This is a genomic window from Paenibacillus sp. O199 (assembly GCF_001636635.1).
Lineage (GTDB): Bacteria > Bacillota > Bacilli > Paenibacillales > Paenibacillaceae > Paenibacillus > Paenibacillus marchantiae.
Genome location: NZ_LGRP01000003.1, coordinates 345,057 through 368,172 on the forward strand (window position 1 = coordinate 345,057; position 23,116 = coordinate 368,172).

A 23,116-nucleotide genomic window follows, 5' to 3' on the forward strand; every position below is an offset into this window, starting at 1 on the left:
TTATCTGCAATGCCTTGATTTTGCAGTGTTGGCGCGGGTTTGTGAGTGTACTTCTGACATCACAAAAAAACAGACCATGAACAAGGTTCATCGTCTGTAACGTGGGTGAATATGAGTGGATTGGATATAACGAATATATTACGCCAGGGATCGATTTCTCATTTTTAGTCCCAGACGACTTCGGTACCTGCGATAAAATCATGTATTGCACGTTTGTCTTCTCGTACAGCAACCATGATGACACTCGCAATGAAACCAATGCCAAATGTGATTCCATATACCAGTCCTGCAACAACAACTCGCATGAGCATGGTTCCAATTCCAGGGGGCTCATGTGTATCGTATTTTCGAATTCGAATTCCGCAAATACGTTTTCCTATCGTTCGGCCACTCCATAATACAGGTAATAAAATGGAATATAATCCACACAGTAGTTTAGCTAAAGGCTCGTCATTATCAAAATTTCCAGTCAGTACACCTACAATAATGGCTAAAGGGATTGAAACGATAATTCCATCTAACAAGTTTGCTCCTAATCTAACCCAAAAACCTGCTTCTCTCAAATGAATGCCTCCTTTCATATGGATTTAGTTGAATGTATGTAGACACATATCCATGTAGTATAACGGAAAATATTCCATTAAGTTCATAATCATCCTTTTCAAGGAATGAAGATAGGCCCCTCAACTTTTGTTGAGAAGCCTTTTCATGGCGAACCGTTTAGCTTTTAAATCTTTCGTTATTTTCTTTTCAGAATTACTTTTGTCCTTCCAAAATCATATTACCCAAACGATCCATGAGTTCCATCCGTCCCATAGCCGTATAAGAATAATTGTAGTTATCTACGCTGGAGATTTTATAAATCTTCCCATCCTTGACGGCATTCATGTTATTCCACACCTTGCTGTCTTCCATTTTGTTCTCGCTATTCTCCATCAGCACCAGCTGGTCCGGATTGACGGAGATTAGCGCCTCTATACTAATCTGTTTGCCTCCCCAGCCTTCGGGCTCAGGAATACCTTCTGTACGTTTTAGGCCCCACTCGCCGTACAACATCTCTGCCGCACCTTTATTCGAATAGATCACCAGATTGTTAGGATAGGTTTCAATGACCGCAAAAGATTCACCGTTCACAGCCGATTCGAGTTTTTGCTTCCACTCAGCCGACTTTGCATCATATTTAGCCAGGAACTCATCCTTTTTGGTTTCTTCTCCGAACGTATCTGCTAGGAACGTCAGACGTTCTCTCCAATCATAATACGAGTATGGCAAAACAATTGTCGGTGCAATCAAGGATAAGGTTTCATACTGATCTGTATTAAAATCCTTTCCCAGAATGATCAGATCCGGGTTAGATGCAGTCACCGCTTCTATACTGAATTTGCTGCCCAACCACCCCAGAACCAAGGTACTTGCATCCAACTTGTCTTTAAGGGGTGGAGTGATCTGATCTTGCTGCCCATAATCGGCGCTGGTTGTTGCGACAGGCGTTTTGCCAACGATTAGTAATTCCTCTGTTGAGCCGGACAGATCCACAATCCGCTCCGGATTAAGGGGGATTGTGACTTCTTCTCCATTTGGATTGGTGATGACTTTCGTTGTCGCTTGCGTCGTTCCCTCTGACGAACTAACCTCCTGACTGCTTGTCTGTTCAGTTCCGCAAGCCGCAAGCATCAGCATGGAGCATAGTGCAATCCATATATAAATTCGTTTTAACATTTAAATTATTCTCCTTTTGAGTCAATTCATCTATCTGGTTTGGACGACTGCGTTCATCGCTATACCTTTACCTGCCATCCCTCGGCATCATGCTGTAATTGCCACAGACGCGAATAGATACCTGATGTTAGCAATAATTGCTCATGCGTTCCTTGTTCGACAAGCTGGCCCTGATCCAGGACAAGGATCTGATCCGCATTTTGGATCGTTTTCAAACGATGAGCGATTAGAATTACCGTTTTGTTCGCGACCAGCTCATTAATCGCTTGCTGAACTGCGGCTTCATTTTCTGGGTCGAGTGACGCCGTAGCTTCGTCCAGCAATACGATGGATGCATTTTTCAACAAGGCACGTGCAATCGATATACGCTGTTTTTCCCCACCAGATAACGTCGAGCCTCCTTCTCCCACTAACGTGTCATATCCTTGAGGCAGACTTGCGATAAACTCATGACAGCAAGCCCAGCGTGCTGCTTCTTCGATCTCTGCCTGGGTAGCCTCTTTCTTCCCTACACGTATGTTGTTACCAATCGTATCTTGGAACAGATACACGTCCTGGAAGACAACAGAGATATCCTCCAACAGTTTCTCCGGGTCCATACGGTTAATTGGCTGACCGCCAATCGTAATGGAACCTGACTGCACATCCCAGAAACGCGCAATGAGACGGGTAACCGTACTTTTACCACTGCCGGAAGGCCCTACAAGTGCAGTAATCGTATGCGGAGGGATGGTAAACGACAAATTCTTCAGCACAGGCAGCTCATCATCATAACCAAAGGTTACGCGGTCAAACGAAATGGCCTGATTAGGTTGTACGCTTCCTGTTCCTGTCATCGGCGCCTCCTGCTGCACTTCCATAATGCGCCGTGCACTATATGCGGAGTACCGCATCTCGCCATAACTCATCAGCGCAACGGTCAGAGGTTCAAACACTTTGGTACCGACTAGCAAAAACAGCAGAAATATCGGCAATGTCAATTCCCCGCCAGCAAGCAAATAACTCCCCGCCAAAATCATCCACGTCATGCCGGAACGCGCAAGCAACATCGCGCCCATAATCATCGGACCCATAATGCCTTCCAACCGAATGGATGCCGACTTCAACTCGTCAAAAGAACGACGCAGTCGTTCAAATCGTTCTCCGCCCATATTGTGGGCTTTGATCTCACGAATCCCCGTTAAATACTCTTGCAGCCGACTGGCCGCTTCGTTCTTGGCTCTCACATGATTCTCGCTTAAGCGAGCCTGAATGGAGTCTGTCATCCATAACAAGGCCACCCCCAGTGGAACAGCGATGAACATCGCCACTGCCATTCGCCAATCTACAAACAGCAGTCCAGCAAAAGCCAACACCGGCAGCACAATTGCGCTGATGAGCTGTGACAGATTGTGAGAGATCGTATGCTCTACCTGTCCATAATCACTCAGAATCAGATTGGTCAGATCTCCCGGGTCCCTTTTGCCGAAGAAACCCAATGACAGATGACGAATATGTTCAGCCAGCTTCAAACGTCCCGTTGCGGCGAGGCTGTATGCTGCCCGATAAGTTTTATCATAGAGAGAAGAGTAAGCCGCATATTCCACCAAAAGCCATGCAAACAGAATGCAGCACACCACCCACATTCGCTGGATGTCCAGTCCTTTATCCGGTTCAGCGAAGGATTTGTATATCGTATTGAAAATATCAACGAGCAGCGCAGCCGGAACGATCTTGGCAATCCCGTCCAGAATGGCGGCTATGATGGAGGGAAGCAGACTGCGGGGGTTTCCACCCGATATATTGTATAAATAGTTCCTCATTGCTTCGCACCTCCAAGCTTCCACGAAGCTGCATGAATATGAGCCTGCCACATCTTCTCATACAAACCGTTGGCCTCGCGTAATTGATCATGTGTACCTCGCTCAACAATGGTACCCTGGCGAATGACCAGGATCTGTTCAGCTGACCGAATCGTTGTTAGACGATGAGCAATAATCAGGACCGTTTTACCTTGAACCAGTTGGGCCAGTCCTTGCTGGATCTTATGTTCATTTTCTGCATCCGCATATGCTGTTGCTTCATCCAATACGAGAATGGGAGCATCCTTGAGTAAAGCTCTCGCAATGGCAATCCGTTGAGCTTCACCACCAGACAGGTACGTACCACCTTCTCCAATTTTGGTGTCATATCCCTCATCCAGCTTCTCAATAAACTCATGACAACAAGCTGTTCGAGCCGCAGCAATGACATCATCCCGCGATGCAGCTGTATTGCCCATGCGGATATTTTCCTCAATCGTATCGTAGAACAGATGTACGTCCTGGAATACAAACGAAACCGTCTCCATTAACTTCTCTGTCCCCATTTCCTGAATAGGAACCCCGCCAATTGTAATTTCGCCTTGCTGCACGTCCCAGAAACGCAGAAGCAGATTGGCAATGGTAGATTTTCCGCCACCCGAAGGTCCAACCAATGCGGTCATTTCTCCTGCTTTAGCTACAAAATCAACTTCTTGAAGTACAGGTTTGAACGCTTCGCTATCCTTTTGTTCATAAGCAAAGGATACCTGCCGAAAAGCCACCTCATATGTATCGGGCACTTGCGGAGAGAGAGGTTCCTGTACAACCGACTCGGCAAATACAGCCTCGATTCGATTCTGACCTTCCACGATCTCACGCATGCCACTGCCCAGATACATCAGTTTCAAGAGTGGTGCGGACAAACTTGGTGTAATGATTAGAAATAGAATAAAGGTGATCGCGAAAGACTGATTGCCTGCGTTTTCGCTTGAAAGTAAAATGCCGATCGGAACAATAAAGGTAACCAGCGAAATAATGATGATGAAAAACATGCCATACGACGTCTTGCATAAATCGGTTATTCTCAACGAGATATCCCGATATCTCGTTGCTGCCTGTTTAAAGGTGAGAAACGAGTCCGCTGTAATACCGAATACTTTTACCGCCGGCATTCCTCTTACGTATTCAACCCCTGTTGAGTTCATTTCTTCAATCGCATGCTGAAAATCACGATATGCCTGACGCCCCCGCTCATTTCGGAAGATGCTACTTTGCAGCCAGAACCCGATAATCATGGGAACTAGCAAGACCAGTGCCATACGGTAATCTAGCCAGAACAAATAGCAAAGCAGCACCAGTGGAATGACAATCGCACTTACGAGATCGGGAAGCTGATGCGCGATAAACTTCTCTATTTTCTCAACGCTAACTTCAATGATTTTTTTCAGCTCACCTGTCGCAGTTCGAGTGTGATACCCCATCGGCACTTTTGCCACATGGTCGGCAACCTTTACTCTGAGCTGATACAGGATGTTGAACGCAGCGATATGCGAGCACATGCCTCCGATATAGAGCGCAATAAGACCCGCGATTAGCGCTCCAAAAGAGACGAATCCCCAATACATCAGCAAATCCCTGTCCAGGCCAGATGGCTCCCTAGCATGGATTAACAGTTCTTCGACTATTTTATACACTCCGATAAATGGAACTATTTGCAGCAGACTCGATAAAATCGAGAAGATACTTGCTGTAATCAGCAAACCTTTACGCTCTTTGGTTACTTCCATTAAACCGGATACTTCAGATGTGGTGTTCATCCCGCTCCTCCTGACATTAATAATCATTCTCAATATCGCGCAGTATTATATACGCCCAATTAATATCTCACAGCACAGTGATCAGCTACTACCTCAAAACGGAGCAAAAATACCTCTATACGGATAATAAATGGATCATTCTGATTTATTTCAAATGAAAATTCAGGCAAACATAAAAAGACCATATGGAACATATGGCCTCTTACCGATGAAGAATGGCTAACTTCGTGAGGAATAATCCGGGGCAGAAAATTGATCTCTTTGAAAGATCCTAACCACCCTTATAGTTCTCATACTTTATTCGAAATTTCAATGTTCTCTGCTCGCACCTTATTCCTTTGCAAAACCCTATTTTCTACTATTGCGTAAATCACCCCCGCAAGCGCAAATAGCCAGATGGAAGTCGCTCGGTTCAGATAATACGACTCGATCATGTAGTCACTGAACATCTGCTCAAATACCCATGAACCTAATAACCCGCAACCAGCACTATATACAAACACCCTGGCAATAACAAAAGGAACATATTTACGCAGAAGCCATGAAATTGGACTTACAACTACAGTATAAAATGCGAATACATATGGACTAAAGGTGATAAAAATCAGTAAAAAAAAGATGTGACCCGCATTCCGCAAACCATAATACTCGCTCGTTCCAATTTTGAACCCTTCCAGAAATTCAAGTGCGACCACAGCACTCAGCATCACGATAACAAACTCAATCCCTAAAACCAGAAAACGTTGAACCGCATTCAGCAACAATCCAAATCCCCTCCCCTATCTAAACACCATTCGTAGGCATTAGGTTACGGGGTGACATGGATTGGTTACGGCTGCTCGTGAAAAGCTTTCCAGAATGAACCCTCTGTATTAATGATATCCTTGATCTGCGTAAAAGGAATTGTAAATGTCGGAAATCCCGCGACATAAGGAGCGATTTCATAAGGGCTAAAATATAGATGCAGTGCATCCGCTGTGACAAAAAAAGGCTGATCCGGGCTGATTCCCTCATACGTGTCCGGAAAAACATAAGAGTACTGCGGATCATTCTTGATCTGATCTCCTACGATTTTGCTAAGTACCTTCACATAATCACTGTTCGGTTTAAACAAATCCTTGAGTTCATACATCTGACCACTGCTCAGATTAATCATCGCATAGATCATCGTTGGCATGCCGTGTGCTGCACCAGCCGGGTAGTTATAACCCGTTAGCTTGAGTTGAAGCAATTGCTGTTGGTAGAACGTAATATCAAAATCCCCTGTATACGTGTAATCCAGCTTCTGATCCGCGGGGATTGGCTTCACTTGGGAAAGTGCCTTTAACTTGGCGTTTACTGCAAGCTGAACGGCTTGATCGGTTAACCCTTCCACCTGCGGATAATACACGAGGTAATCGGGGTTTGGCTTATATTTCTCTTCCCGTACACGATATGGCGGGTGAAGCGGAACGATTGTATTTTGCCGCCAAATGATCTGCCCGTTTCGGTTTACATAGGATACGCGCTGGTCCACATACGCCTTGATCAGATCGGGAGCTACCAATTCGAGTGTGCCCGAGCCTTCAACACGGGGGTATCCTGATGCAGGTCGGCCATTTAGATCCAGAAAGAACGTTTGTGTTCCATTGGTGGCTGAAGCCAGCCCTCCCTTGTAATTCGATACATCCGTATATACAAAATCCGAAAGTTTCCTACCATTGACATCTGCAATTGCATAGACCGAACCGATAAAAGACTGTTTGGGATCAATCGCTTGCCCTAGGGCCAGCCGATGTTCACCCAGGTCTCGAATGTCATTGTAGGCGGGTTGGATGGTAAATATGCCCTGTGTATTAATAACGCCATAGATGGAGTTGTAATCCTCCGCTGTATTCACAATAGCGTATCCACCACTGAACGGAAATGCCGAAGTGAAGCTAGGCTGAATTCGGACATGACCACTTTCGTCGATATAACCGTATTTACCCGATGCCTCTTTCTGAAAAGGAAGTAATCCGTCACCCAGAGTTCCTACATAGGCATATGGATACGTCGCCAGCCGCTGACCATTTCGGTTAATTAACGCATATTCATTTTCTTTGATCTGCACAACGGCCTTGCCATCCTGAAAATCGTTCGCTGAAGCGAACTGCGCCCGAATGACCTCATTTCCAGAGGTATCCAAATAACCGTAACGACTGACTTCCCCGCCTGCCTGACTGCTGTCTGAAAGGTAAAATAGCGCTCGGCCGTCCTTCACATCGGCAATAAACGGATATGCCCGTTTGGTCAATACTGCGCCTTGTTCATCAATCATCTTGAACCCTTGGGAATCAATGACTATGGCCCGACCTTCTGTGAAAGAATTAATGGAATCGTATACAGGTTGAACGACAAATTGCCCGTTAAGATTGATGATGCCAGTCTTCCCGTCTTTTACGACGACAGCCAGGCCATTTCGTTGAAAGTCTTGGGCATCGTCAAGTATCGGTTCAAGACGAATACGACCTTGGGCGTCCATATAACCCCACCGGGTTCCAGTTGTTGTTCTGACCGATATCGGAAATAACCACGTCGTTTCACGCGGAACCTCTGTGCCTATGGCTTGCCTAATCTTCTTTTCCAGCTCAAGCAGAACTTCCCGTGAAGGGTAGGGGTCACTGAAACTTAGCGCTTTTTGGACCGAAACGAGTGCAGCAGGAAATAATCCGGCTTTATACTGAGCGTCCGCAAGATAATACCAATAGAAAATATAATCTGGATGTTGTTCTGCCAATTGTTCGTAATACTTTACTACCTTAGTGAAGTAATACGGATATACATCTGTTGCGGGAACCCATTTCCCATTCTGCCAGCGGATGATTTCGACCCGATAAGCTTCACCTGTATCATGAATCCAGAGTGCAATTTCTACTTTGCCATCTCTGCCGTGGTGACCTGGCATATCGATGATTTCCGCATGGCTGTAATACAAATCTTCTGGCGCCTGATCTGTCAATCCTGATTCCGTCCAATCGTATACAGCAAGCTTCGACCAGATCGCACCGACCTGCCAGCCGACAATGAGATTGTTCCGCGCCGTGGATGTCACCGATGCCGCTGTCAGCAAGGTAACACCATAACCCAAGCCTTTCGTCAAAGACATCTTGATCCAGTGACCCTGGTAAAATTTCAGAACTAGCAGCATCAATTCTCCGCCCTGCTCATATACAGCAGCAATTTCCGGCATTCCGTCTCCGGTTAAATCTGAAGCATAAATGGCCGGATGTTTGACCGGTTTATCAATGGTGACGACAGTTGCGTCAGCCGGGATATGTTGATTGACAATTTGCGTTAACAGAGGTTCGCTCATGGACATGCCTGTTTCCTCCTTAAGACAGCATTCGCCTAATGGTATGGGTATGCATCATAAGCGGGGATATGACATCTGAGCGAATATAACCGTTAACTTTGGAGGTTCAAAAACCTAATTTACTCAAATGAAATAAAAAGAATTGCAGAGGCTCATGCTTCTGCAATTCTTTATGTGTCAATCCGTTCAGGATGATTCCTGAGTGCTGAGCTGTACATACTGTGTGAGGCGGCAATAATGAAGCAACATAAGCTCCTCATCACCGCTCCCCAGAGCAGTTTTTCGTCCCTCTTCGATCATGTATTCCAATATTTCACGAAGGAAAGTCATTTGGAACCTCGAGGTCTTCACGATTAGCTGTTCCAATACTTCAATATCTTTCAGTGTGAATTGGGATAACCCGCGAAGCAACAGCTCTTCTGACCAGCTGCTGATCTTCTGCATCAACTGACTATAGTCTTCCAATTCTCCCCGTCCTTCCATAACCCGTATCCAGTTTCAGACTGATCACTGTTGGACCCTTCAGGAAGCTGATCGGGTATATCCGTTGTTGCTCTATACGCACGAAAGCATAAAAGTTTTCGAGTGTTCCTGTTCCATAACCCGACTCCAACCTTTTGATCATGGTCTCCCATTCCGTTGAATAAGGAAGAGTCAGATCCAACGTCTCCCCATGGTCACTCTCCATCGTTAGAATAAAGTCCTGTGATTGCTTATCGAAGCGATGCTCTACAACCCGGGCAACCTTGATCATCGCCAGTCGTTCTTTCGGAACGGAAAACAACTCAAATGAGCGTGCATCCTCAGCGAGTACGGAGGATACATCTTGCATGTACTTGCCCAGATTCACCTCTTCCACTCCTGTTCGGGGCAACAGTGTAAGTTTTGCCCCTTCCCCGGAGGAGAGCCTATGCTCTTCATTTACTTTCACCGAGCGAAACTGCACCTCTTCCCCGGCAAATTGACGAAAAGTCAGATTGGGCAGCCATGGAGTGAAGGAACCATAATGCTCTGTATATGAGAACTGATTATCTTCATAGTATACCGCCCGCACATCGCTGTACGTATAGATCTCCGCATCATCAAAGCAATAGAAATAATAAGTGATTCCACGGTAACCGGAGCGTGTCTCCCATGCATCAGCACCCAATCCATACAGATGCAGCTCTGGAACCGTATAGTATTTACTTCGGAAACTGCCAATGAGCTGACTTTGTTTGAATGCAGATACCTTCTCTTGTTCAAGCACCTGTAATGCAAGATACAACTTGCTTACCCGATCAAGCATCGATTGCATGGAAAACCGTACGTGTCGGTTAAAAAACAATTGCATTTCTCCCTGAATCCCGCGTAAACTCCGCTCAACGTCAGGAAGATGACCACTATGAGCCGCAATCGCCAGTGTCTCCAATTGAGCCATATACGATTGTGGTAGACGAGCAAGTCCCGTCTTTAGCAGGCCTGCCAGCATGGAACGACATTCCCGCACCGTTTGAAGTGAAAACGTGGCATCTTGGACTCTTCCACTTATGGCTTCCGTATCATTCAAACCTTGTTGCATCCGATACCGTAATAATGCTTCAAGCTTGGCCATATTGCCGGCAGTTTGTTTTACTTTGCACAGGGCCTTAGCCAGACTAGCTTCTTCTGTAAACGAAACCTCTATTTCTTGTTTCACTAGACGCACCGTTAGAAGAGTATCTTCCAATACTTCAATCTGCTCCGGATATCTTAATCGGAACAGAACCTCCTCAATCAAGGAAGAGCTATACGATTTAATCAAAGGAGCAAGATCCGATTCCACCATCCAGCGGAAGCGGGACTCCGTTACCAGACCAGACTCAGGTTCCAATTCTGCTGATGACGCTTCACCCTGATTTAGTGTATCTTCTGTCTGATGTTCCTGTTGATAATATAACATTGAAATCAGTATATGTTTGCAAATGTTGTCTGCCGGACAGGAGCACTGCCAATGATCCAGCGTATTTTCAAGCGTACAATGTGTACCATCACTCAACTGACAACCCACAGAGGCTTCGTTCCAAGTGTATTGCACAGTCAAACCATTATCCAACTCTTTCAGAGACCGTTTGTACAACCCTTTGTTGGCATGTCGAATCAAATAATCCTCTGTACATAGCTTCGAAAATATCCGGAATTTCTGTTCAAATCCACTCACGTGATCAACGTCCTGACGCTCTTAAAATATCATAGATTGTCTCACTGAACACACGACCTGCGATTTCACCCAAAGCAATGGACTTGTGATCACTATAATAATAGTGTTTCTGACTGCCAGGTTTAAAGAAGTGCAGAGATTCCAGCGTGATATCTTCCAATCCTTCATAATATGAAATGCTGGTACCACTGAAGCGCAGTTCTGCGATAAGATCTCCATACTCTTTGTAAAATTCATGATACCAGCCGCCATCCTGTGCTGGACCTTTGATCCATCCGTATTTCTCCAATGCTTTGGGGAATGCGGTGGGAGAGAAATCAGACTCCGGCAAGCGGTCATATTCAACCTTGTTTTTGTCTTCATCCTCAGGCACATGAATTTGACGATTCAGCTGCTCAAACGGCTGCTTGATCTCATAATCCTCCAGCTGCGTTTTCCATCCTTCGAGCGTAGATTGGTCAAGTTCGAGTGGATGAATCAATCCCACCAGCGATCCCGAAGGCAGCTCATATTCATCCTCATCGACGGTATTAAACGTGCCATCCTCCATATAACGGAATGTGGTGACCAACTGACCATCTTCATATGTGCCCCATATCAGACCTACAGCAAATTTCCGCATAATTACATTCTGTACAAACAATGCTGCCCACTCCTCAGCAGACCACAGACGTTGTTTAGACAAAGATTCTTCCAGACGTTGCGCCTGGATGTTAACCATTGTTTTGAGATCCTTCTTCAATTGTGTGAAACGCGCCTTAGATTGTGCTGCAAGTTCAGCATCGTCTTTCTGTGCAGGAGCAGGTAGACTCTTCACAGATTTACCCGTTTCTTCATTTACAACAACGACCTGCATATCTCCATTCACTTTAATCAGGAATGAACGCTCCCCGTAGCTCAGCTGCATCGTTCCATTCTTATCAAAACCAAGTGTGGTGACGAGTCGATCTTCCAGTTGTTCCGAGGTGAGTCCCAAATTTTCCGCTGCCAGCTGCAACGCTTCTTCAGCCGCACCCTTAACCTGGCGGTTCTTCACAGTGCGTTTAATCTTGTCAATCGCCATGAGAGCAGAAGGTTCCTTAAGATAGGCCAGTACTTTTACAGCATCAGCCGCAATGGCGCCTCGGCTGTTTTCTGTCCATTCCTTAATTTGGGGAGCCAATATATTCACAATTTGAGTATCGCCAAAGAGTGCCGAGAGGTACATTACCCACTTCTCCTTCGCAGAAGCGCTCTCCTGAATCCACAACTGCAGCAGCTCGCTAGCAAACCGTGCGAGCGATTCCTCGCTTACATACTCACGTAGTTCATTCAGTCTTTCGTTCGGTGCAGATGTATGATCTATTGATTGGACCAAGATATATTGCTTGATTCGATCATCTAATGGTTGATTGTCCTCTGAACGTATCAGAGAAGGAAGATCGTTCAAGGACAACCAGCTTAGTCTGGTCAGCTTTTTGGCATCTGCCTGATCTGCAAGTGCCGCATGAGCATACTCTGGGCTTTGATCCGCGGTATCCAGCAGAATTTGAATCAGGTTCTTCCATTCGGCAGACTTCTCACCCTTCAGTAGCTCAAGGTATATATCCTTGCTATGATCCAAACTGCGGATAGCGCTCAGAGCCATTTCTTTCACACCCGTTTTTTTCTCCGAACGGTATATTGCCGTATATAACTCCTGGTCAGGAATCCGATTGAATTCAGATAATGCCACGCCATTTGCCTTTTTGGATGAATCCTGCAATCCGGCACGAATCGCTTCGGCTACCTGTTTAGTTGATAGCTCTTGACGTTGTTCAAAGGTGATTTCCAAAATTAAGATGCGCGTGTCCGTGGGTAGTTTCTTGTACTGTCCGAGAGCAAAGTCCAGATTTTGCTGAATGATCCGGCGATATTCATCCTGAGGCATCGATTTGTACTTATAATCTGTCATACCGTTGAGAGAAATCAGACTGGACAGCAATTTCTCTTGTTTTACCTCTGGATCTTGGCCGTAAAGTTCCAACAGCTTCTCACCGCTAAACGCGTAAGATTGATACATATCAGAAACGATATCCAGTGTCCACTCGGGATACGTGGTCAGAATCACGAACCGACGCATCGCCTCCGAATCCAAAGGCAGGAAACTAATGCTGATCAAGTTATGAACACGCCTTTTGTCACGATTCAGGTTATTAAACAGTCCTCGACTATTCGGATCTTCCCAGTATTCTTCAAAGGAGCTTTCACTGTTCAAATATCGTGCAATCGCAAGTCCCTGTCTGCCTCCATCTAATGGATGTCGAAGCGCACTAAACACGGCTTGTTCAACCGTTTCATCCACATCTGGCACTGCGATTCCATGGTCCTCCAGCACTTTTTGAATACACAATTTGAGGAATGGGGGTTTTAATATGTGGTATGCACGAATTGCTTGTTGCGGATCATTAACAATCGTTGATTGCAGAAATTGCCATGGTATGGTGTACGATTCGAGTTCATTACGCAACATTTCGATGAGCTGATATGGCTCGTCCAGGGGCACCAGCCCTGACAGCAATTCGTTGGCATTTTTCGTTCTTGTATCCATACTTAACAAATAGCGCCGAACTTCAAGTGGATAGATCTCATGTAATTGGTTTATGGCTTCGAGCAAAATAAGACCGGTCTCACTTTTGTCTTCAAGGAAACGTTGTTTGCCGCCACTGATGTTAACCAAATATAACAAAGCATTGCTCAAAAGGATCATCGTCTTGTCGAACTCACTGTAAGACAGTTGCTCCTTTTTGGAAAGAGAAGTGTTCGAATAGTTCTCAGCTATAACCTGATTATGCTTCTCCCGGAGAAATTCATCATTTAATTCATATGCAGATTTGTTATGTTTTGTTTGAAAATTGCAAACCACCAGTGGCTCAATCAATGTACGCAATTCGTTCCGCAGCTTACTTGTATCATGGGTCATCACGTGTTGAAATAATGCAGGCAGAGATTGAGTGAACTGTTGTACCTGGGCAAGATGAGAAGGGCTATCATTGAGATATGAATAGAGTCGAAGGAGTATCATTCCATTGATTACATCATGGAAATTCCCCTTCAGTCTGCTCTTTAATTCATCCAAAATTTCCTTCTCTCCAGCATAGCGATTGATTTTCTCCAAACGGGACAGCAAACCGCCCATCCGATCATTGGTTTTGCTCTTTCCACTCAGTCCATAAGCTTCCGAGTCGTTTCCAAGGCAGAGCGTAAAACCATCGGTTCTCCACGAATTTCTTCTGGAATAATTGGATTCCATATGAATTACAATGGCTCCCGCTCGAAAAAAGATGTCTCCGTCATCTTTTTTGGCAATTTTCATGAGTACTTCTATCGTCTGGTACGCATAATGGCTGGAACCTCCCATCATATCAGGAAACTTATCCGTCGTTCCCATCACATAATCAATGATTTCCGAACTCCGGTCCGTTTTCAACGAATATTCATTGGAACACACCTCTGCAAACTTCTCCACCAAAGCTTCTACTGCACGGTCTGCGGTTAACATTACACAATCCTCCTTGAATAAGTTTATAAATGATCTTGTATATAACCATTAAGTAATAATTTCGCCAATCCAGTCTGCCAATTCATTGGGCGTAATCGCAGCTACATGTGCACCCATATTGGATAACGTCTGCGCAGCATGTTTGTTGTACACGGTATCTCCGTTAAAATCGAGTGCGGTCAGCACAAGCAATTTGCAGCCCGTATCCAGAATATCCTTACATGCTTTATACATGTGCTGGATCGGGTAACCTTCCTCTAAATCACTAACGAGAATGTATATCGTTTTCCCAGGATTTTCGATTAACGTTTCACCATAACGGAGTGCCTTCGTAATATGCGTTCCCCCGCCAAGCTGCACATTCATAAGCACATCTACCGGATCTTCCAGCCTGTCACTCAAATCGACAACCTGTGTGTCAAAAATGAACAATTTCGTTCGCAGTGCATTCAGGCGATAGAAAATGCTGGCCATCACCGAACTGTATATCACTGAATCCAACATGCTTCCGCTCTCATCCACACCAATGATGATGTCCCACTTGTTGTGAGACTGGATATTCCCGTCAAAATATAGACGATCAATTACAAATCTTCGATTGTTTTTATCATAGTTCTTCAAGTTCTTGGTAATCGTCTGCTTGAAATTCAAATTGCGCAAGGAACGCACCGAACTGGATGCATAACGGCTGCGTTTCCCCATAATGCTTGCTCTGGTCTGAGATTCCAGTTTGCGTCGCAGATCTTCAACCACGACTCGTACGATTTCCTTGGCGCTCTTTAATACGTCGCCTTTCATTCGTCCTTTAAATTGCATAATGTTCTTGAGTAGGTTCATATTGGGTTCGAGGGATTCCAGCAGCTTTTTGTCCGTTAACAATTCCGTTAGGCCATAACGGTCAAGCGCCTGTTTCTCCAGAATTTCTATCGTTGATTTCGGGAACAGTTCCCTGACCTTATGCAACCATTTGGGAACGGTTAGATCCGAGGGGCCCCTTCCTCCTCCTTTTCTGTAACCCTGCTCTTCACCGTATTCGCGATTATACAGATATCCGAGAATCTCATCGACTTCGGTATATTTAAAATCATCAGGGGAGTAGTCATCTGCATTGGACAGTCCTTCTTCGGAGGATTCACCTAGAATAAGGCGCCAACGGTTTAAGGTTTCTGCCCGGTTCAGCTCTGCATTGTCTTTCACCATTTCCTTGGTTGTATTGAGCTCATTCAGATCAGCTTCCATGCGTCAAACTCCTTCCGAAGGGCTTCATCCCATGTTTTCGTCTGGATCAGCAATCGCTCGTCAACGGAAGGCCATGACATCTCTTCGTTCTCTACCTGATGCAAGCTCGCAACCCGATCCGCAATCAGGCCTGTCTCCATTGGTGTGAAGTAAGTAAACGCCAAACGAAGTTCAGGGATCATGCGAATAAACTCTTCATAATCAAGTTGCTCAATCATATAGTTCAACTCCGATAAAAGCTGATCTTCATACAAAAAAGCGTCCCGTGCTACAGAGAACACGCCCTGTAGATAAAGTGCAGTCTGGCGAGTCTGTTCCTGCGATCCCCGGATATATGCACGTGCTCGATCCACGATCTCTTCTCTATGCCTGTCGCCAAGTCCTGAAGATATGGCAATACACACCCCCTCCAGCTGTGCCGGAAGCTGGCTGTCTGACAGAAGTTCATCCAGGTGTGCTCTGAATGGGTCATCCCGAAAATGCTCTTCGGACGATTCTGCCAGCATGGCAAGCAGCTTCAGTCCCTGGACAATCGCTTCATGTTCATCCGGATTCGTTCTTGAGAGCTGCATCAGTTTGTCCACGGCATTGTTATAGGCTTCGGACACGAGATTAAGGAGCTGCTGTTCCTTAGTCAACCCAAGAAGTCTGCGATGCTGCTGAATTCGATTCAAAATATGCAGACTTCCGCACAACGACAAGAAATTCCCATCCTTTCGGAGCGCTGACTTCACTTGTTCATACAGCTTCATTGCGGTATCCTGCAGGCCCATGAGCAGAGCCAGAAGCATGGATTTGGTGAGGTCACCGCTGTGATGATCCGGTATTCCCTGCATTTCCTCTTCCATCTTGCGCGTAGCGGCTTCCCGAATTGTGCCTCCATAGAGCGAGTTTTCGATTAATCGAGCCTCAATTCTGGATGAATAGGTATATACCCACGTCTCCCGAACAAGGTTCATGTCGCGCTGTGCAATCCAATCCGGGCCCGATTGTCGCTTCGCGAAATCCGGAACGAGATAGACCATACATTGAAACAATTGACTTTGCCGACGATGATCTGGTTTGGCATATAAATCAAGTATTTTCTTATGTTGGCCAGTAGTGCGAATTTGAAGTTTTGATTCTGTACAACGTTCTTTGAAATCCTCAACGATCGGAATACTGAATGGGTTGGGAGCTACTTTTCCGATGACATCTCCGGTTAGCAATCTGTGTAGTTCTTGCAGAGGTTTGTCTGAAGCTAACGTAAGTTCACCCTTAACAAAGGAAGAAAGTGTTGCATCCATCAGCTCATAGACTCCGCCTTCCCTTTTTCCTCTCAGTCCTGCGAGGCCCTGAACCATACTGTACGCCTCAATAGCATCGCTGGTTGATACATGTTCATGTCCTTCCCTCAGCTTGCGGGTTAGTCGTGATAACAAGTCCAAAGCGGTCAAATTATACACGGAGCTCTTTTGCCGGAGCAGCTGGATCCAGATCTGTTCGTAATAATTCACGTAAGGCATGCCGCTTGCATACCCATTCAGCCGATCCGCTTCGGCAAACGTGTAGACCATGGGATACATCTGCTGATGCACCGAATTCTGAGCCTTCGTATGCTTTTGCAACGTCATCTCTTCTGAGTCCGTCCCATGATTCTCGGGTATCAGCAGTCCATACGTATGAAATCCGCCAGTGATAACAAGCACACGTTCATGCTCTTGCCCAGCCTGTTTAATACGACTTCTCATATGAGCTTCTCTTGCCAAATCACCTGTACTGTGCAAGCGCTCCGCTGAATAACACATCCGGGATAAGGTACAGTACGTGAATACATCCTGTACAAATGCCTGTGTTGACTTCTCCAGACCACCAATCTCAAATACGTTCTCCCACAATTCATCGAAACTTCGGCAGTTTGTTTTCTGACATAAACGGTGGATAAACTCAGACCCTGCGAGCAAAGTCTCGTCTTGAATGGACCTCTCCCGCTGTTCTGCCTTGTTGGGCTTAGAGAAATGATGATAATCCAGGTCAATAAAAGTTGCAGGGATGCTCAGCCGAGCTGCTTCTTTGAGCGCTACATATTCAGGAGAGTAACGAAGCATCGGATAATAACAGGCCGCTCTCTCCTCTTCACTCTCATAGGTGTAGTAAAGACTAACAGGAGGTATGGTCGCCTCATCAGCCAGAACTTGAAGTAATGGATTGCCGCTCTCAGGTCCTTCGATAAGAATGATGCTCGGCTTGTATTCTTCAATCAATCGCAGCAAATGATAGGAACAGGCTGGACTATGATGGCGTATGGGAAAATAAAGCGTTCCGTTGTTCAGGTTATACACCTGGGACTCAAATAGCGTCTTTAACTGGGCAACATCCAGATCCGCTTTTCCTCTTAACCGATCCATTTCTTTTCCTCGTAGTAATCCTTCCAAATTCCCTCTTCTCTGGACCGCTCCTTCACGACCTTAGAGAAGTAGGTTTTGAGGATGGACAGATCCTTGTCACTTTCTTTCGCTATCGTCCCCAACATGTTTTGCACCAGCCGATCCAATGCGATTCCCTTGTCTTCGTAATAATAGGAAGTCATTGCACTCTGTACATAAACAGATACGGCTTCAGCCGTACTCATGGACGCTTGGGGCGTATTCAACTTGTAACCTTCCCGCGTCATTCCTGTGCGAAGCTCCATAAATGTCGTGGCCAGCAATTCAACCACATCCGAATTAATCTCGGTGTCTATTCCGCTATGTAATAATAGGCTTCGCGCCTGGGATTCAATAATCTTGGCTTCCATTTTCACACTGCTGATCGGTTTGATCGTCTCAAAATTGAAACGGCGCTTCAGCGCACCACTCATTTCATTGACACCTTTATCGCGAATGTTCGCCGTAGCAATCACGTTAAACCCTGGTTTGGCAAACAGCACACCACCATCCAGCTCAGGTATACTCATTACCTTGTCACTCAGAATACTGATCAGGCTGTCCTGTGCTTCAGCGGGGCAACGTGTAATCTCCTCAAAACGAGTAAGAATTCCTTTCTTCATTCCGTTATACAAAGGCGAGGGTACAAGTGCAGCTTCGGACGGGCCTTTATCCAGCAGCATGGCATAATTCCAGGAATATTTAATCATGTCTTCGGTTGTACCTGCCGTACCCTGAATTGTGTTTAGGCTGGTACCTGAAATGGCTGCGGTTAGCAATTCACTGAGCATAGTCTTGGCTGTCCCAGGCTCCCCTACCAGCATCAAGCCACGATTGCCTGCCAGTGTCACTACTGCACGTTCAATGAGCACATCGTTGCCATAAAATTTTCTCGTAATCGTGATCTCTTCTCCATCCAATATGGCTGGCTTATCCCTGCCAATAATAAAATCACGCACATATGTAGGGGACAACAGCCAGTTTGGAGGGCGTTTTCCCGTATCTTCTTCTCGCAGTGCCCTTAATTCTGTCTCATATAGTGTCTCGGCGGGCGGCTTAAGCATCTCCATCGTCAAGGTTTCTCCTCTCGCATAAACAGATCGTATGTTCTTATTAAGCTTTATCTTATCACAGCAGCCTTTGAACGAACGTAGAAAACGCCAAAAATGGTTGAAACGTCCTTCTTATCGGCATTCTTCCTGAGCCAATGGACATAGTTCGTAGCATAATTGTGAATTACTTATATCGCTGCATTATGGCGACTGCATTCAAAACTAAGTTGAATCCACGTTGTTGTAGTAGAAAACTTCATATTATAGGCCATACGTCCCTATAGTTCATTAAACACCTCGTAATATGGTTCAAGCAGCTTAAGTCCAATCGCACAAAAAAAACACAGCCAAGTAGTCTGTGTCTATACTTCATTTCTTTTTGATTTTATTCCTTATTCCATGTGATATTCTATCTAAAATAAGTAGGCCTTCTATACCACAATTGTTAGTCAAAAACAAGGTTTCAATCGCTCCAATATTGAATATATAGATGGTGCAGGCTTTTCGTATGAAGCCACCGAAATTAACATATGATCCCTTAGATAAGATGCGTAACATTACGAGCTTTTGATGAGAGGAGATTAACCATTTGAGTACTAATGAAACTTCACAGCCTGAGTTCTTCACCCGAGAATTTACACAGAACCCTTACCCCGTATATGAAAAGTTGAGACAGAATGATCCCATTTACAGAATCCTGTTCCCTCATGGTGATTTCGGTTGGATTATTAGCCGATATGAGGATGCAGTCGAAGTATTAAAAGACAACCGTTTCAGTAAGGATGTAGTCAAACGTTATGGACCCGATCAACAAAATATATTCGTGCATAACATGCTTTTTTCCGATCCACCTGATCATCGCCGGTTACGTGGACTCGTACAGAAGGCTTTTACTCCCAGATTGATTGAGGGCATGAGAAGCCATATTCAAGATATTGCTGACGATCTTCTGGATAATCTCAATTCTCAGGATAAGATGAATCTGATTGATGAGTTTGCTTTTCCATTACCGATCATTGTGATCAGCGAGATCCTGGGCGTACCTCTTGAAGATCAGGACAAATTCCGTTTATGGTCCAATTCCATTATCGATGCGACAAGTGCGGAGCATTCCGAAGTGTTTGAGAAGCATGCCCAGGAGTTCATTGATTACCTGAATAATTGGTTTGCCAAAGTACGTGAGCAGCCGGGTGACGATCTGATCAGTCAGCTCGTTGTAGCAGAAGAATCAGGAGAACAACTCACTGAAAAGGAACTGCTTGGTGTTGTCGCTCTGCTGATCATCGCCGGGCACGAAACAACTGTCAATCTGATCGGTAATGGTGTACTTGCCCTTTTGGAGCATCCGGAACAACGCGACCTGCTGATCAAGCAGCCTGAGTTAATCCATAATGCTGTAGAAGAAATGCTGCGTTATAACGGACCGGTTGAGTTCAGCACATCCCGCTGGGCATCCGAGGACATTGAATTTCATGGACATCACATCGCTGAAGGCGAAATTGTTATTGTAGCGCTGGATTCAGCCAATCGGGATGAAGCGAAATTTAAGGATGCCGATGTTTTTGATATCACTCGCGAGAAGAGCGCACATTTGGCCTTTGGCAAAGGCATTCACCTCTGTCTGGGAGCCCCTCTCGCGCGACTGGAAGGCGAGATTGCCATTAATACGCTGCTTCGCCGCTTTCCTGATATGCAGCTGCAGACGGATGTTAATGAACTTGAATGGAGACCCGGCATGATTGTTCGAGGTGTTAAGGAGATCCCCGTACAGCTTAAATAGTTATGTATTTGAAGCAAGGAAAGCGAGGCACCTGACTGCATGGAAATAAACACCATTGTTTTAGTCGTTTTTTTATTTCTTATTCTTATCTTATTAGTTCGCGTCATCAGCTTGCAGACCCAGTTGAATGAATTGAAAAGGGATGTTGAACGTCTGGAAAATGGTTCAGGCAGTACCGCACACTCCCCTCTCAGTTATAACGATTCTGCAATGAACGTATCTCCACTTCCACCGGCACAGGCTGACCTGACTGAACTTGATAAAGAATTGCAGGCACTTGCACAACAGGGCAAGAAAATAATTGCAATCAAAAAGGCTCGTGAGGCGAGAAACCTGTCATTGAAAGATGCCAAAGATTATGTTGAGTCTCTTGAACGCCTGTAATAAGTGAGTTTAGATGGGCTTCCCAACTCCCCGCAAAGGTTTTTGCTTTCAGTTGATTCATGTTCAACTGGAAACAACGATCTTTGCGGGGAGTTTACTTTTTTCAAAAGACATGATAAAGTTATTTCAATATTTCAATATTTATAGAAATAAGAAATAAAGACGAAAGGACCGATTTTGATGCAATCCAATCCGATTGATACTGAACAGGCTGTGAAAATTCACAAAGCTCTTGGAGAACAAACGCGATATAAAATCATTCAGATCCTTTCGGGTGAAAGCAATCTCTGCCCAGCTGATTTAGAGAATCGGCTTGTAACCGTGGCGCTCTCCACTTTATCTCATCACCTGAAACAACTTTCCGATTGTGGTTTGTTGACCTCACAAAAGAAAGGTACGTATATTTACTACAGTCTGAATACGGACACTGTACAGAGATTCGTTCCATATCTGTTGGAGAAGTAAAATTTTTGTTTTATATTTCCATAATACTAGAAATATAAAATCATTATATTGGTAATGCTACCTGGTCCGCTGAGCCTCATCGTAGTCGTATAAATACCCTTTTGCCTTAACACCCGGTACATTTGATAGATTAAGTACTCGCTTTGCCTCATTGGTAGATTAGTTTTTTCTTAATCCTGTTCTCTCGTCTTTATTTCTATATTTCTAAAAATATAATAATTATAATCAGAAAGAGGTTATATACTCATGTCTAACACATGGAAAATCTATGTCCTAGCCTTGGTCAGCTTTCTTGTAGGGACCTCCGAATATGTCATTGCAGGCATTCTAGATCGGATCTCGGACACCATGAATATATCGTTGATTGCTGCGGGACAGCTGATCACAATCTTTTCGCTCATTTATGCACTCGGTACGCCCATCATTATCGCTTTAACATCCCGCATGGATCGACGAAAGCTGCTGCTCTACTTTCTGGGACTTTTTGTCGTTGGTAATGTCTTGGCCTACCTGTTACCTGGTTATGGACTCTTTATCGCTGCACGTGTCCTCATGGCGCTGGGAGCCGGAGTCGTCGTTGTAACAGCCTTGACAGTCGCTGCCAAAATAGCGCCTGCAGGCAAACAGGCCAGCTCTATCGCAACGGTCATTACGGGGTTTACCGCATCCCTGATTGTGGGAGTTCCACTGGGAAGAATGGTTGCTGCAGCTTGGGATTGGAAACTTATTTTTGCAGGTATCGCGATTTTGGGTGTGATTGCCATGATTGTTATTGCATCTACGATCCCGCCATCTGAAGGCGAAGCACCCGTTCCTTTGAAAAAACAATTAGCGCTCCTAAAACAACCTCGTATTGGATTTGCGCTACTTGTCAGCTTTTTCTGGTTAGGAGGCTATTCTATTGCGTATACCTACATTTCACCCTACTTGGTATCTGTTGCAGGCATGAGCGAAACGTTGTTAAGTTCCGCTTTGCTGGCTTTTGGAATCGCAAGTCTGATTGGTTCCAAATCTGGAGGATACAGCGCCGATCGTATGGGAGTAAAGCGAACACTTATCCTGGGAATGGCCTTGCATGTCGTAAGTATGCTGATGCTGAACATCACGGCTCATTCAGGTGTGGTCATCTTCATTGTGTTGATTCTATGGTCCTTCTCCGCCTGGTCTTCCGGCCCAACACAGCAATATAATCTGGTTACAATGGCTCCAGAATCGTCCGGGATTATGTTAAGTCTGAACAGTTCAGTTATGCAACTAGCCATGGCTGCTGGTGCAGGTATTGGGGGAATCGCCGTCAGCTCAGTATCATTGTCATCCATCACCTGGATTGGAGCTGCAGGGGTGCTAATTGCAATGATCATCATCATTCTTGCCTATCGTCCGGCAATGGCCACAACAGCACAGAGCGAATCTTCCAATGTGGCATGATGGAGCTTAAGCT

General features: G+C 45.2%; 16 protein-coding genes. 4 read left to right on the forward strand and 12 right to left on the reverse strand.

Going from position 1 to position 23,116, the window contains the following annotated elements:
* Positions 1-164 precede the first annotated feature (164 nt).
* From A6049_RS06540 to A6049_RS06595, 12 genes are all read right to left on the reverse strand, one after another.
* Complete coding sequence (locus A6049_RS06540; RefSeq protein WP_481852303.1) at positions 165-563, reverse strand: RDD family protein; 399 nt, start codon at positions 561-563, stop codon at positions 165-167.
* 193 nt (positions 564-756) lie between these two features.
* Positions 757-1,719, reverse strand: a complete 963-nt coding sequence (locus A6049_RS06545) for an ABC transporter substrate-binding protein (RefSeq protein WP_240321324.1) — start codon at positions 1,717-1,719, stop codon at positions 757-759.
* Between the two features lie 59 nt (positions 1,720-1,778).
* A complete protein-coding gene (locus A6049_RS06550; protein WP_063563859.1) occupies positions 1,779-3,521 on the reverse strand; it encodes an ABC transporter ATP-binding protein in 1,743 nt (580 codons plus the stop codon).
* On the reverse strand, positions 3,518-5,317 hold the full coding sequence (locus A6049_RS06555) for an ABC transporter ATP-binding protein (protein WP_063563860.1): 1,800 nt from the start codon (positions 5,315-5,317) through the stop codon (positions 3,518-3,520). The genes A6049_RS06550 and A6049_RS06555 overlap by 4 nt, the downstream gene beginning before the upstream one ends.
* 290 nt (positions 5,318-5,607) lie before the next feature.
* The gene (locus A6049_RS06560) at positions 5,608-6,081 is read right to left on the reverse strand and encodes a hypothetical protein (RefSeq protein WP_063563861.1); all 474 of its coding nucleotides are present in this window, start codon (positions 6,079-6,081) and stop codon (positions 5,608-5,610) included.
* A gap of 65 nt (positions 6,082-6,146) precedes the next feature.
* Complete coding sequence (locus A6049_RS06565) at positions 6,147-8,657, reverse strand: WG repeat-containing protein (RefSeq protein ID WP_063563862.1); 2,511 nt, start codon at positions 8,655-8,657, stop codon at positions 6,147-6,149.
* A gap of 180 nt (positions 8,658-8,837) precedes the next feature.
* Positions 8,838-9,116 (reverse strand): hypothetical protein, encoded by a 279-nt coding sequence (locus A6049_RS06570; protein ID WP_063563863.1) that lies wholly within the window; start codon positions 9,114-9,116, stop codon positions 8,838-8,840.
* A complete protein-coding gene (locus A6049_RS06575) occupies positions 9,103-10,830 on the reverse strand; it encodes a hypothetical protein (protein WP_063563864.1) in 1,728 nt (575 codons plus the stop codon). Before A6049_RS06575 ends, A6049_RS06570 begins: the two co-directional genes overlap by 14 nt.
* Positions 10,831-10,834: 4 nt before the next feature.
* The gene (locus tag A6049_RS06580; RefSeq protein WP_063563865.1) at positions 10,835-14,350 is read right to left on the reverse strand and encodes a DUF4132 domain-containing protein; all 3,516 of its coding nucleotides are present in this window, start codon (positions 14,348-14,350) and stop codon (positions 10,835-10,837) included.
* A gap of 48 nt (positions 14,351-14,398) precedes the next feature.
* On the reverse strand, positions 14,399-15,550 hold the full coding sequence (locus A6049_RS06585; protein ID WP_063563975.1) for a VWA domain-containing protein: 1,152 nt from the start codon (positions 15,548-15,550) through the stop codon (positions 14,399-14,401).
* A gap of 23 nt (positions 15,551-15,573) precedes the next feature.
* Complete coding sequence (locus A6049_RS06590; RefSeq protein ID WP_063563866.1) at positions 15,574-17,976, reverse strand: DUF5682 family protein; 2,403 nt, start codon at positions 17,974-17,976, stop codon at positions 15,574-15,576.
* Entirely contained in the window at positions 17,964-19,064 is a 1,101-nt protein-coding gene (locus A6049_RS06595) for an ATP-binding protein (protein WP_063563867.1), read from the reverse strand. The genes A6049_RS06590 and A6049_RS06595 overlap by 13 nt, the downstream gene beginning before the upstream one ends.
* A 571-nt stretch (positions 19,065-19,635) precedes the next feature.
* Here A6049_RS06595 and A6049_RS06600 point away from each other — a divergent pair.
* The 4 genes from A6049_RS06600 (at position 19,636) to A6049_RS06615 (ending at position 23,103) form a co-directional block, all read left to right on the forward strand.
* A complete protein-coding gene (locus A6049_RS06600) occupies positions 19,636-20,826 on the forward strand; it encodes a cytochrome P450 family protein (protein ID WP_063563868.1) in 1,191 nt (396 codons plus the stop codon).
* A gap of 39 nt (positions 20,827-20,865) precedes the next feature.
* Positions 20,866-21,210, forward strand: a complete 345-nt coding sequence (locus A6049_RS06605; protein WP_063563869.1) for a ribosomal L7/L12 family protein — start codon at positions 20,866-20,868, stop codon at positions 21,208-21,210.
* Positions 21,211-21,390: 180 nt separating this feature from the next.
* Positions 21,391-21,675, forward strand: a complete 285-nt coding sequence (locus A6049_RS06610) for an ArsR/SmtB family transcription factor (RefSeq protein WP_063563870.1) — start codon at positions 21,391-21,393, stop codon at positions 21,673-21,675.
* 246 nt (positions 21,676-21,921) lie between these two features.
* Positions 21,922-23,103, forward strand: a complete 1,182-nt coding sequence (locus tag A6049_RS06615) for an MFS transporter (RefSeq protein ID WP_063563871.1) — start codon at positions 21,922-21,924, stop codon at positions 23,101-23,103.
* Positions 23,104-23,116: the final 13 nt, after the last annotated feature.

Coding starts and splice junctions, on each gene's coding strand:
- A6049_RS06550 (WP_063563859.1), bottom strand. CDS start 3,521: ATGAGGAACTATTTATACAATATATCGGGTGGAAACCCCCGCAGTCTG.
- A6049_RS06615 (WP_063563871.1), top strand. CDS start 21,922: ATGTCTAACACATGGAAAATCTATGTCCTAGCCTTGGTCAGCTTTCTT.
- A6049_RS06580 (WP_063563865.1), bottom strand. CDS start 14,350: ATGTTAACCGCAGACCGTGCAGTAGAAGCTTTGGTGGAGAAGTTTGCA.
- A6049_RS06565 (WP_063563862.1), bottom strand. CDS start 8,657: ATGTCCATGAGCGAACCTCTGTTAACGCAAATTGTCAATCAACATATC.
- A6049_RS06610 (WP_063563870.1), top strand. CDS start 21,391: ATGCAATCCAATCCGATTGATACTGAACAGGCTGTGAAAATTCACAAA.
- A6049_RS06595 (WP_063563867.1), bottom strand. CDS start 19,064: ATGGAGATGCTTAAGCCGCCCGCCGAGACACTATATGAGACAGAATTA.
- A6049_RS06555 (WP_063563860.1), bottom strand. CDS start 5,317: ATGAACACCACATCTGAAGTATCCGGTTTAATGGAAGTAACCAAAGAG.
- A6049_RS06590 (WP_063563866.1), bottom strand. CDS start 17,976: ATGGATCGGTTAAGAGGAAAAGCGGATCTGGATGTTGCCCAGTTAAAG.
- A6049_RS06605 (WP_063563869.1), top strand. CDS start 20,866: ATGGAAATAAACACCATTGTTTTAGTCGTTTTTTTATTTCTTATTCTT.
- A6049_RS06585 (WP_063563975.1), bottom strand. CDS start 15,550: ATGGTGAAAGACAATGCAGAGCTGAACCGGGCAGAAACCTTAAACCGT.
- A6049_RS06545 (WP_240321324.1), bottom strand. CDS start 1,719: ATGTTAAAACGAATTTATATATGGATTGCACTATGCTCCATGCTGATG.